This window comes from Stenotrophomonas sp. HMSC10F06 (assembly GCF_001807865.1).
Taxonomy (GTDB): domain Bacteria; phylum Pseudomonadota; class Gammaproteobacteria; order Xanthomonadales; family Xanthomonadaceae; genus Stenotrophomonas; species Stenotrophomonas bentonitica_A.
The window spans coordinates 1-9,136 of record NZ_KV791270.1; the positions used below are offsets into that span (position 1 = coordinate 1).

The following is a 9,136-nucleotide window of genomic DNA, read 5'->3' on the forward strand; positions in this document are numbered from 1 at the left end:
CGCCCGAGCCGGTGGCCGCGACCACCTCGGCCGTCGCCGCGCTGGCCCGCGCCGCCGTCGGCGCCACCGGTCGCACCCTGGATACCGCCAACGAGATCGTGCCGCCGCGGGGCAGCAGTGGCTTCGCCGCCACCCTGGCCCGTGCCAGCGTCGGCCCGGCCGTCAACGAACCGTCGCTGCCGGAGCAGATCTTCGCGCCGTTCAATGTCGAGCAGGCCGCGGCCGCGTCGCCAGCGCTGCTGCAGCCTGAGCCGCCTGTCGCCGAGCCCACCGTGGCGGCCGTGAACCCGCCGATCAACCGCGCGCGCTTCGTCATCGACCCGCCGATGGACGACGAACCGCACTTCCAGATGCACGTGCCGGCCGCGGCCGTGGCGATGCCGCCGCTGCCGGTCAGCGTCACCGTGCCGCCGGCCCTGCCCGCGGTCGAGAGCGTCGTGGCAGCGCAGGACACGGCCGCCCAAGCGCGTGCCGAAAACCCGGCGCCCGCCGTTGTCGCCGAACCGGCGCAGGCCCAGCCCCAGCCGGCCGCCGAACTGGTGGTGGTGCAGCGTGATGACGAAGAGATCCGCCAGCTGCGTCACGAAGTGGCCGGCATGCGCCATGTCATCGAGCGCGAGATGAACCGCTTCACCGACGAGCGCCTGCGCGGCTCGCCGGTCCGCGCTGCCGCACTGGACCTGATGGACGAGTACGGCTTCGATGCCGGCATCAGCCGCGACGTGGCGATGCAGATTCCGCTGGACACCGAAGCCCACCGTGGCCGCGGGCTGATGCTCGGCCTGCTCTCCAAAAAGCTGCCGATCGCCCCGGTCGACCCGCTCGAAGCCGGCGGCGTGATCGCCCTGGTCGGCCCCACCGGCGCCGGCAAGACCACCACCATCGCCAAGCTGGCCTCGCGCTTCGCCGAGGCGCATGCGGCCCGCGATGTCGCCCTGGTCACCACTGATACCGGCCGCATTGGCGCCCGCGAGCAGCTGTACGGCTTCGGCCGGCAGCTCGGCATCGCGGTCCATGAAGCCAGCAGCGGCAGCGATCTGAACCAACTGCTGGAGCGCCTGAAGGACTACAAGCTGGTCCTGATCGACACCGCGGGCCTGGGCCCGCGTGACCGCGCCCTGGCCGCCCAGCTGCAGTGGCTGCGCGCGGCCCAGCAGATCCGCACCCTGCTGGTGCTGCCGGCCAACACCAGCTTCGGCGACATGGACGAGGTGGTCCGCCGCTTCAGCGCCGCCAACCCGCAGGGCGTGGTGCTGAGCAAGCTCGACGAGACCGGCCGCTTCGGCAGCGCCCTGTCGGTGGCCGTGGACCACCGCCTGCCGATCACCTGGGTCACCGATGGCCAGGACGTTCCTGAAGACCTGCACCGTGCCAGTGCGGCCAATCTTGTACTTCGCCTTGAAGATTTGCGCCGCGCGGCCGATATGCCCTGCAACCCGGAGTTGAACCATGCCGTCGCGTGAGTACGCCAAGCTGACCAAGACCTTCCCGTTGTCGGCTACCCGAAGCCAGCCGCTGGGCCCGGTCCGCACCATCGCCGTCACCGGCGGCAAGGGCGGCGTGGGCAAAACGAACGTTTCGGCCAATCTGGCCGTGGCGCTGGCAGACATGGGCAAACGCACGCTGCTGCTGGACGCCGACCTCGGCCTGGCCAACATCGACGTGATCCTGGGCCTGCAGCCGAAGGTGACCCTGGCCGACCTGGTCGCCGGGCGCTGCACGCTGGAAGAAGTGATCATGGAAGGCCCCGGTGGCGTGCTGGTGGTCCCGGCCGCCTCCGGCCGCCGCCACATGGCCGAACTGCAGCCGGCCGAACACGTCGGCCTGGTCAATGTGTTTTCCGAGCTCGAGCGCGAGCTGGACATCATGATCGTGGACACCGCCGCCGGCATCACTGATGGCGTGCTCACCTTCTGCCAGGCCGCGCAGGACACCGTGGTGGTGGTCTGCGACGAGCCGGCCTCGATCACCGATGCCTACGCCCTGATCAAGGTGCTCTCGCGCGAGCGCGGCGTGGACCGGATCCAGGTGGTGGCCAACATGGTCCGCGACCCGAACGAAGGCCGCGTGCTGTACGAGAAGCTATCCCGCGTGTGCGAGAAGTTCCTCGCCGATGTCTCGCTGAACTACCTGGGCTGCGTGCCGCAGGATGACTGGCTGCGCCTGTCGGTGCAGCGCCAGCAGCCGGTGGTGAAGGCCTACCCCTCCAGCCCGGCCGCCCTGGCGCTGACCGAAATCGCGCGCCGCACCGCCCGCTGGCAGGCCCCGACCGAGCCGCGTGGCGGGGTCGAGTTCTTCCTGGAACGCATCCTCAAGCAACGCGGGGTGACGGTATGAAGGGCGCAGCACAATACAAAGAGGTCCAGCGGACCGCGGCCAACGAGTGCATTGCCCAGCACTCGGACCTGGTCCGGCGGATCGCCCACCATCTTGCCGCGCGCCTGCCGGCGAGCGTGGAAGTGGACGACCTGATCCAGGCCGGCATGATGGGCCTGATCGAGGCCTCGCGCAGCTACGACGCCGACCAGGGCGCCTCGTTCGAGACCTACGCCTCGATCCGTATCCGCGGCTCGATGATCGACGAGATCCGCCGGGGCGACTGGGTGCCGCGCTCGGTGCATCGCCGTGCCCGGGATGCCGCCGCCACCATCCGTCGCCTCGAGCAGAGCACCGGCCGCGCCGCCAGCGCCACCGAAGTGGCGGCCGCGATGGACATGCCGCTGCCGGATTACCTGCGGCTGATGGAAGACGCCTCGCGCGGCCAGGTGCTGAGCCTGGAATCGCGGATCGAAGACCAGGGCGAGCTGGACACCGTCGCCCAGGGTGGCCCGACCCCGCAGCAGGTGCTGGAACGCGGCGAGTTCGGGCGCGAGCTGGGCAACGCGATCGGCCTGCTGCCCGAGCGCGAACAGCTGGTCCTGTCGCTGTACTACGAGCAGGAACTGAACCTGAAAGAGATCGGCGCCGTACTGGGTGTCAGCGAATCGCGCGTGTGCCAGATCCATGGCCAGGCCGTGCTGCGCCTGCGGGGCCGGCTGAAGATCTTCGAGGCGGCAGACGCCGGCCTCGAGAACCATTGAAATCGAGGAAAGTGCTTTGAACAAGAACATGCGTATCCTGATCGTCGACGACTTCTCGACCATGCGTCGTATCGTCAAGAACCTGCTGGGCGATCTGGGCTTCACCAATACGGCCGAAGCCGAGGACGGGCATGCCGCGCTGGCGATGTTGCAGAGCCAGCCGTTCGATTTCGTGGTCACCGACTGGAACATGCCGGTGATGACCGGCATCGACCTGCTCAAGGCGGTGCGTGCCGATGCCAAGCTCAAGACCCTGCCGGTGCTGATGGTGACCGCCGAAGCCAAGCGCGAGCAGATCATCGAAGCGGCCCAGGCCGGCGTGAACGGCTACATCATCAAGCCCTTCACCGCGCAGACGCTGGAAGAGAAGCTCGGCAAGATCTTCGAACGCCTGGCAGCGAGCGCTTGATGGAGACCCTGAGCGACAAATCCGCGCTGGTGCAGCGCCTGCAGGATGCCCTGGCCGCGCTGGAAAGTGGCGACGAAGCCGGCTGGCGCCGGGAAATCGACGCCCTCGCCGCGCTGCGCACGCAGCCGATGATGGCCGGCCTGAACCGCCTGGCCCGCGAACTCGGCCAGGCCCTGGGCGAGCTGCCCAGCCTGCCCAGCGAAGCCGGCGAACTGGATGACGCCTGCGCGCGCCTGGACCACGTGGTGGCGATGACCGAACAGGCCACCCACCGCACGCTGGACCTGGCCGAGGAGTGTCGCTCGCTCACCGAACAGCTGCGCGCCAACGGGTTGACGCCCGACCAGGGCCAGCAGCTCGACCGGATCCGCCACAACCTCACCGAAATCGCGCTGACGCAGAGCTACCAGGACCTCACCGGCCAGATCATCCGCCGCGTGGTGGGGATCGTGCGCCGCGTGCATGAAGGTTTCGGTGCGCTCGGTCTGCCGCCACAGGAAGACGAGAAGAAGCGCGACAACAACGGCCTGGCCGGCCCGGCCGTGAACGGCCTGGATCGCCATGCGGTGTCACAGAACGACGCCGACGACCTGCTCTCGGACCTGGGACTGTAACGATCATGAGTGCTGTTCCAGACGATATCGCTGCCGACTTCATCCTCGAGGCCCAGGAAATCCTGGACCGCCTCGGCGAACAGCTGGTGTCGCTGGAGCAGGCGCCCCAGGACGCGGACCAGCTCAACGCCGTGTTCCGCGGCTTCCACACGCTCAAGGGCGGTGCCGGCTTCCTCGGCATCCAGGCGATGGTCGAACTGTGCCACGCGGCCGAGGAAACCCTCGGCATGGCGCGTTCGGGCCAGGCCACGCTGCAGGCGCACCACTTCGATGCGGCCCAGCAGTCGCTGGACTACCTGCAGTCGATGCTGGATTCGGTCTCGGCCGGAACCGAGCCGGGCTATGCCCCGCCGGAACTGATCGCCCAGTTCGACGTCAACGGTCCGGCCACCCCGACGCCCGCGGCTGCCGCCAGCGCCGGCAGCGGCGGTGGCGAGCTGATCACCGATGATGAGTTCGAAGCACTGCTCGACCAGTTGCATGGCGGCGCCGCGCCGACCGCGGTAGCCGTGTCGAAGAAGGACGACGGCCTGATTGGCGAAGACGAGTTCGAAGCCCTGCTTGACCAGCTGCATGGCGGCGCCGTTCCAGGTGCCAAGGCCATTGCCGCTGCGCCCGTGCCTGCCGCGCCCCCGCGCGCCGTGGCCGCCCCGGCGGCGCCTAACGCCAAGCCGGCCCCGGCCAAACCGGTCGCCGAAGCCGAACACACCGTGCGCGTGGATACCAAGCGCCTGGATGCGATCGTCAATCTGATCGGCGAGCTGGTGCTCTCGCGCAACCGCCTCAAGACTCTGCGTGCGCGCCTGCACGATGAAGAACTCGACCGCGCGGTGTCCACGCTGGACATCGCCACCGCGCGCCTGCAGTCGGCGGTCATGCGCACCCGCATGCAGCCGGTCGGCAAGGTGTTCTCGCGCTTCCCCAAGGTGGCCCGCGATGTCGCACGCTCGCTGAAGAAGGAAGTCGAGCTGGAACTGATCGGCGCCGAAACCGAGCTGGACCGCAACCTGGTCGAAGCACTGGCCGATCCGCTGGTGCATCTGGTCCGCAACGCGATCGACCACGGCGTGGAAATGCCGGAGCTGCGTGAAGCCCAGGCCAAGCCGCGCAGCGGCCACGTGCGCCTGTCGGCCCAGCAGGAAGGCGACTACGTCAGCATCGAGGTGCAGGACGATGGTGCCGGCATCGATCCCGAACGCCTGCGCCAGAAGGCGCGCGAGAAAGGCTTGATCGATCCGGAAGCGGCGGCTCGCCTGAGCAGCGAAGAATGCCTGCACCTGGTGTTCCTGCCCGGCTTTTCGACCAAACAGCAGGTCACCGACATCTCCGGCCGCGGCGTGGGCATGGACGTGGTCCAGTCGCGCATCCGCGAGCTGAGCGGCCAGATCCAGATCCAGTCCGAACTGGGTCGTGGCAGCCGCTTCATGATCCGCGTGCCGCTCACCCTGGCGATCCTGCCGACCCTGCTGGTGCAGGCCGGCGAAGACGTCTATGCCCTGCCCCTGGCCCGCGTGATGGAGGTGCTGCATGCGCCCAACAGCTCGCTGGGCTGGTTCGATGGCCGCGCCGTGCTGGACCGCAAGTCGCACACGCTGGCCCTGGTCGATCTGCGCCACTGGCTGGATGTGGAGCCGATGCCGTCCTCGCTGCTGACCATCGTGGTGCTGCAGGCCGGCGAAGCCCGCTTCGGCCTGGTGGTCGACCAGGTGCGCGGCCGCGAGGAAGTGGTGATCAAACCTCTGCCCAAGGCGCTGCGTGGCCTGCGCGGCTATGCCGGTGCCACCCTGATCGGCGATGGCCGGATGGCGCTGATCCTGGACGTGGATGGACTGCGCACCCACCACGATTGACCGCGTGAAAGTGTGACCGCCGCATCACTGGATTCCTTCGGCGTCTCAAGTCCCATTCATACAAGCCGATAACGGACCCATGGACAGACTCAGCCTCATTGGACTATTCCTCGCGTTGGCCTCGCTGGTCGGCGGCAGCATCCTCAAGGGAGCCGGTCTGACGTCGCTGTGGTCGCCTGCCGCCTTCGTGATCGTCATCGTCGGCACCATCGCCGCGATCCTGCTGCACACCTCGCCGGCAGTCTTCAAGCATGCGTTCAAGATCGTGCGCTGGGTGATCCGGCCGCCGAGCAGTGACCGTCGCCAGTTGATCCAGCAGATCGTGGAATGGAGCAACATCGCCCGCCGCCAGGGCTTGCTCGGCCTGGAAGCGCAGGTGGATGCGCAGGACGATCCGTTCCTGCGCAAAGGCCTGCAGCTGCTGGTGGACGGCGTGGAGCCGGAGACCATCCGGCACATGATGGAGATTGAACTGAGCAGCCAGGAAGGCCAGGACCTGGCCGCCTCCAAGGTGTTCGAGGGCATGGGCATCTATGCGCCGACGCTGGGCATCATCGGCGCGGTGCTCGGCCTGATCGCGGTGATGAAGAATCTTGCCGATCCGAGCAAGCTCGGCCACGGCATCGCGGCGGCCTTCACCGCCACCATCTACGGCATCGCCTCGGCCAACCTGCTGTTCCTGCCGGTCTCGGCCAAGCTCAAGAGCGTGATCCACCACAACAGCCGCGACCGCGAGATGATCATCGAGGGCCTGATCTCGATCGCCCAGGGTGAGAATCCGCGCAACATCGAAACCAACCTGTCCGGGTTCCTGCACTGACATGGCCCGCCGCAAGCACCACGAAGAACATGCCAACCATGAGGCCTGGGCGATCCCTTACGCCGACCTCATGACGCTGCTGCTCGCCTTCTTCGTGGTGATGTACGCCATCTCCTCGCTCAACGAGGGCAAGTACCGGATCATGGCTGACGCGCTGACCACCGCCTTTGGTGGCGCGCCGCGCACCATCAACCCGGTGCAGGTCGGCAACCAGCAGGTCCAGGGCGGCGGCTGGGACAGCCCCTCGGTGATCAGGGCCGGAAACCGGATCGGCCCCTCCGCACCGGCACCGAGCAACGACCCGACCCTGCTGCCGGCGATGGCCTCGCAGATGCGCATGCCGGTCTCGATCCGCAACCAGGAACAGCTGCAGCGTGCCGAGCGCCAGCTCAACGGCATCGCCGACAAGCTCACCGCCACCCTGGCACCGCTGATCGAACGCGGCATGATCACCGTGCGCCGCACCGAGTTGTGGATCGAGGTGGAGATCAACAGCGACATCCTGTTCCCGACCGGCTCGGCCACGCTGGATGTTCACGCGCGCGACACCCTCTCCAAGCTGGCCGAAGTGCTGCGTGACGCGCCCAACGGCGTACGCGTGGAAGGCCATACCGACAACATCCCGATCGCCACCTCGCTGTTCCCCTCCAACTGGGAGCTCTCGGCCGGACGCGCGGCCAGCGTGGTGCACCTGTTCGCCGACCAGGGCCTGCAGCCGGCACGCCTGGCGATGGTCGGCTACGGCCAGTTCCGCCCGCGCGAAGACAATGCCAGCGCCGAAGGCCGCAACCGCAACCGGCGGGTGGTGGTGATCATCCTGGCCGACACGGCGCAGAGCATCGACCCGATCACCGACCGCCTCAGCGCCGACGCCGACGCCACCGATGCCGCCAAGGCGCCCAGCGCCGGCAGCCCCGTTACCCCCATTACCCCCATCGCACCGGTGCAGTTGCCACCGGTGCCGGCCGGCAGCCGCGTTGGCGCCGCCGTTCCGCCCGCAATGAAGGAGTGAACCGCATGCGTATCTGGGCTGTTGCCAATCAGAAAGGCGGCGTGGGCAAGACCACCACGACGCTCGCACTCGGCCGCGGCCTGGCCACGCAGGGCCACCGCGTGCTGTTGATCGATCTGGATCCGCATTCCTCGCTGACCCGCGCCTTCGGCGTGCCGTTGGATCCGCCGCCGCAGGGTGTGCTGGAGCTGTTCGCCACGCCGCCGGCCGAGCTGCCCACCCTCGCCCGCCACAGCGACATCCCGGGCCTGGACTACGTCTGCGCACAGGCGGCACTGGCCACGCTGGAACGGCGCAGCGCCAACCAGCCGGGCCTCGGCCTGGCCCTGCAGAACGCGCTCGGCCGTCACCAGGGCCAGCATGACTACATCCTGCTGGACTGCGCGCCCACCCTGGGGCTGTTGATGATCAACGCACTGGCCGCGGCCGACCGCCTGATCATCCCGACCCAGGCCGAGCCACTCGCCCTGCATGGCCTGGATGGCATGGTCCGCACCGGCGAGATGGTCGAGCGCTCGCGCCGCCGCGCGCTGCCGATGTCGATCCTGCCGACCCTGTTCGACCGCCGCACCCGCGCCGGCAACGAGACCGTCAAGCTGATGCAGGACAAGCATGGCCATCGCGTCTGGGAAGACGCGATTCCGATCGATACCCGCATCTGCAATGCCGCCAGCCTGACCGTGCCGCCGCAATCGGAGGATTACCCCGGCCGTGGCCTGGCCGCGTATCGCCGCGCGCTGGAATGGATCCTGGCCGACGATGCACAGCAGATGGAGCGCGCGGCATGAACACCACCGGCGTGCTCGACGATTACCTGGAGCAGCTGCTTGGCGACGCGATGCCGCCGCCGGCAGCGTCACCGGTGGCCGTCGCGACGGCCGACACCGTCGAAGCGACCGGCGGCCTCGACGCTGCACCTGCGACTGTCGAAACGGCCAGCGCCGACGCGGCGCCGGCCACCGACGAACAGACCGCCGCTGGTACAGCGCCGGCGGCAGACGACCCGGTTGTCCCGCCAGGCTTCCGTGACCTGCTCAATGAGCTTCGCGACGATCCGCTGCTGAGCGGCGCCATGACGCTGCCCACGGCGGGCGTTGCACTGGACGCCGAGACAGCCTCGCTTGCCATCAGCGCGCCGGCACTGGGATTCGACGACCTGCTCGACGAACTGCGCAACGATCCGCTGCTCAGCGGCGCGATGCCCGCGCCCGACGAAGAAGCGCGCCCCAGCTGGGACGACCTGCCGCCCGAGGTCGTCTACGAAACCGATCCCATGCCCGCAGGCGCCAGCACGCCGGCCGAATTGCCCGCGCCTGTCGCGCCCCCCGCCCCGGCCCTGGCGCCGGGGCAG

9 protein-coding genes and 1 pseudogene are annotated in these 9,136 nt (G+C 68.6%); all 10 read left to right on the forward strand.

Going from position 1 to position 9,136, the window contains the following annotated elements; genetic code table 11:
* On the forward strand, positions 1 to 1,463 hold a 1,463-nt coding region (gene flhF / locus HMPREF3113_RS18945; protein ID WP_083298756.1), incomplete at its 5' end, for a flagellar biosynthesis GTPase FlhF.
* Positions 1,450 to 2,337 (forward strand): MinD/ParA family ATP-binding protein, encoded by an 888-nt coding sequence (locus tag HMPREF3113_RS08865; protein ID WP_019182906.1) that lies wholly within the window; start codon positions 1,450 to 1,452, stop codon positions 2,335 to 2,337. The genes flhF and HMPREF3113_RS08865, both read left to right, overlap by 14 nt.
* Positions 2,334 to 3,080 (forward strand): RNA polymerase sigma factor FliA, encoded by a 747-nt coding sequence (locus tag HMPREF3113_RS08870; protein WP_019182907.1) that lies wholly within the window; start codon positions 2,334 to 2,336, stop codon positions 3,078 to 3,080. The genes HMPREF3113_RS08865 and HMPREF3113_RS08870 overlap by 4 nt, the downstream gene beginning before the upstream one ends.
* Positions 3,081 to 3,096: 16 nt before the next feature.
* Positions 3,097 to 3,489, forward strand: coding sequence for a chemotaxis response regulator CheY (gene cheY, locus HMPREF3113_RS08875; RefSeq protein WP_019182908.1), 393 nt, complete (start codon positions 3,097 to 3,099; stop codon positions 3,487 to 3,489).
* Entirely contained in the window at positions 3,489 to 4,103 is a 615-nt protein-coding gene (locus HMPREF3113_RS08880; protein WP_070427319.1) for a protein phosphatase CheZ, read from the forward strand. Before cheY ends, HMPREF3113_RS08880 begins: the two co-directional genes overlap by 1 nt.
* A 5-nt stretch (positions 4,104 to 4,108) precedes the next feature.
* Positions 4,109 to 5,953, forward strand: a complete 1,845-nt coding sequence (locus HMPREF3113_RS08885) for a chemotaxis protein CheA (protein WP_070471824.1) — start codon at positions 4,109 to 4,111, stop codon at positions 5,951 to 5,953.
* Positions 5,954 to 6,032: 79 nt separating this feature from the next.
* Positions 6,033 to 6,773, forward strand: coding sequence for a flagellar motor protein (locus HMPREF3113_RS08890; protein WP_070471825.1), 741 nt, complete (start codon positions 6,033 to 6,035; stop codon positions 6,771 to 6,773).
* Between the two features lies 1 nt (position 6,774).
* Positions 6,775 to 7,785, forward strand: coding sequence for a flagellar motor protein MotD (motD, locus tag HMPREF3113_RS08895; protein WP_070471826.1), 1,011 nt, complete (start codon positions 6,775 to 6,777; stop codon positions 7,783 to 7,785).
* Positions 7,786 to 7,790: 5 nt separating this feature from the next.
* On the forward strand, positions 7,791 to 8,573 hold the full coding sequence (locus HMPREF3113_RS08900; RefSeq protein ID WP_070471827.1) for a ParA family protein: 783 nt from the start codon (positions 7,791 to 7,793) through the stop codon (positions 8,571 to 8,573).
* A pseudogene (locus tag HMPREF3113_RS08905) lies at positions 8,570 to 9,136 on the forward strand (hypothetical protein); the annotation flags it as partial. The gene HMPREF3113_RS08900 and the pseudogene HMPREF3113_RS08905, both read left to right, overlap by 4 nt.

What these genes read in the sequence shown, in the direction of transcription:
- HMPREF3113_RS08890 (WP_070471825.1), top strand. Translation starts at nt 6,033, where the DNA reads ATGGACAGACTCAGCCTCATTGGACTATTCCTCGCGTTGGCCTCGCTG.
- HMPREF3113_RS08865 (WP_019182906.1), top strand. Translation starts at nt 1,450, where the DNA reads ATGCCGTCGCGTGAGTACGCCAAGCTGACCAAGACCTTCCCGTTGTCG.
- HMPREF3113_RS08885 (WP_070471824.1), top strand. Translation starts at nt 4,109, where the DNA reads ATGAGTGCTGTTCCAGACGATATCGCTGCCGACTTCATCCTCGAGGCC.
- HMPREF3113_RS08870 (WP_019182907.1), top strand. Translation starts at nt 2,334, where the DNA reads ATGAAGGGCGCAGCACAATACAAAGAGGTCCAGCGGACCGCGGCCAAC.
- motD (WP_070471826.1), top strand. Translation starts at nt 6,775, where the DNA reads ATGGCCCGCCGCAAGCACCACGAAGAACATGCCAACCATGAGGCCTGG.
- HMPREF3113_RS08880 (WP_070427319.1), top strand. Translation starts at nt 3,489, where the DNA reads ATGGAGACCCTGAGCGACAAATCCGCGCTGGTGCAGCGCCTGCAGGAT.
- HMPREF3113_RS08900 (WP_070471827.1), top strand. Translation starts at nt 7,791, where the DNA reads ATGCGTATCTGGGCTGTTGCCAATCAGAAAGGCGGCGTGGGCAAGACC.